Source organism: Lactiplantibacillus sp. B652 (assembly GCF_023806745.1).
GTDB classification, from domain to species: domain Bacteria; phylum Bacillota; class Bacilli; order Lactobacillales; family Lactobacillaceae; genus Lactiplantibacillus; species Lactiplantibacillus pentosus.
Genome location: NZ_JAMSKY010000045.1, coordinates 1 through 1,845 on the forward strand (window position 1 = coordinate 1; position 1,845 = coordinate 1,845).

Genomic DNA, 1,845 nt, shown 5'->3' on the forward strand with positions numbered 1-1,845 from the left:
GATTGTAATGAAAAAAATGGTTTTGGGATTAATGGTTGTTGCTGGACTTTTAGGGACAAGTACGGTGGTTGCAAACGCCGCGGATACGGATTCGACAGGTGATGTGGCCTTCTCAAGTGGGACACTATCATTGTCAGTGGATAATACGAACCTTTCATTTGGGAAAAATACGATTTCGGCAGCTGATGCGACTTTGGGTGCTTCGACCACGCCAACGGTAAAAGTTAGTGATTTGCGGGGGACGAATGCCGGCTGGTCATTGACCGTGGCACAAGGCCAACAATTCAATACGAAGACGGATGCGAGTGGCTCAGCGTTGACGAGCGCTGCCTTGACGGTTGCTAGCACCAAAGTTTCAAGTGATTCACCGGTTAATCCGAAGAACGCCACTTTGACTCCTGGAACGACGACGAGCGGTACGACCACTAATGGCGCTGCAGACACGGTTGCTTCAGCTTTATCTGGTGAAGGTAACGGAATCTCGACGTTTACGTTCGGCGGTTCTACACTGGCTGTTCCGGGTGCAACGCCTAAGCTCGCTCAAGGCTACACGACAACGTTGACTTGGAACTTGGGCGCTACGCCATCTAACTAAAGTGAGCGTGAAGCCTACTAGTGGTATGATGATGTTGGTCGAACCAATATCCTGACTTAATTTGAGAGAAAAGGCGTGATGAGTGTGGGGAAACGATTGCGAGCATTATTAGCAACGGCATTAGTCGGTGTGATGAGTCTGTTCATGGGTGGCATGGCCCAATCAGCGAAGGCTGATTCGGCCGTGGGATTTGAGATCAGTCCGGTACGTTCGAGTAGTCAAGTCGATTCGAACGTCTCGTACTTTGATTTGAAGTTAAAACCAAAACAGACCCAGACCATTGCGGTGAAGGTGCACAACAACTCGAATGCGCCAATTACGATCAATGTTGGGATTTCCAAGGCGACGACCAACATCAATGGTGTGGTAGCTTATCAGCGGGCGACTGAAAATAAAAGTGCGGATTTGCCGTATGATTTAGCCAAACTGGTGACGACTGACCAGTCCGAAGTTAAGCTGGATAAGGGACAAGTTAAGACCGTCAAGTTTCAAATCAAGATGCCGGCCAAATCGTATGACGGTATCTTGGCTGGTGGGCTGACTTTCTTGAAAAAGGCAACGGCCGCTGAAACAAAAAAGGCGGTCGCGGTCAATAATCAGTATGCCTATACTGAAGCCGTTGTTCTGCATGGTGATCGCGATTTGACGACGAACCACCTCACGATGAACAAGATCACGGTCGAGCAACTCAACGGCCGCAACGTCATCAACTTTCCGTTAGTGAACCACACGGCGGCCTACTTGAATAAGGTCCAAACGAAGATCAAGATTTACCATCGTGGCGGCCAAAAAGTAGTCTACCATCAAAATTTGACTAACGGTCAGATGGCACCCAGTTCAATCTACAAATTACCGGTGCGAACCGGACAAAATGCTCTGAAGGCTGGCAAGTACACCGCAGTCGTCAAGGTCAAATCCAAGAAGCAGCACTGGCAATTTAAGCAGAACTTCGTGATTACGCAGGGCGAGGCCACTAATCTGAATCATACGGCGGTCTTGAAGCAGGGCCCTAACTGGTGGCTGTATATCGGCATTGGCCTCTTGATTTTACTCTTGATCATCTTGCTGATCTGGTACATTCGCCGCAAGCAGAAGAAGATTAAAGAATTAGAAAAACAATTGAATAACAAACGTCAATCATAACCGACTAAATAAGTAGCCACATCTTGACCAGCATGGTCTTGAGTGGGTACTTATTTTTTTGTTGTAATCACAATAATCATTAGGTGGTTTATTAGTAAAAGCGGTAT

2 protein-coding genes are annotated in these 1,845 nt (G+C 47.5%); both read left to right on the forward strand.

Annotated elements, in window-relative coordinates; translation table 11 throughout:
- On the forward strand, nt 1–595 hold a 595-nt coding region (locus MZO40_RS16880), incomplete at its 5' end, for a WxL domain-containing protein (protein WP_252133466.1).
- A gap of 84 nt (nt 596–679) precedes the next feature.
- Complete coding sequence (locus MZO40_RS16885) at nt 680–1,738, forward strand: DUF916 and DUF3324 domain-containing protein (RefSeq protein WP_396415504.1); 1,059 nt, start codon at nt 680–682, stop codon at nt 1,736–1,738.
- Nucleotides 1,739–1,845 lie beyond the last annotated feature (107 nt).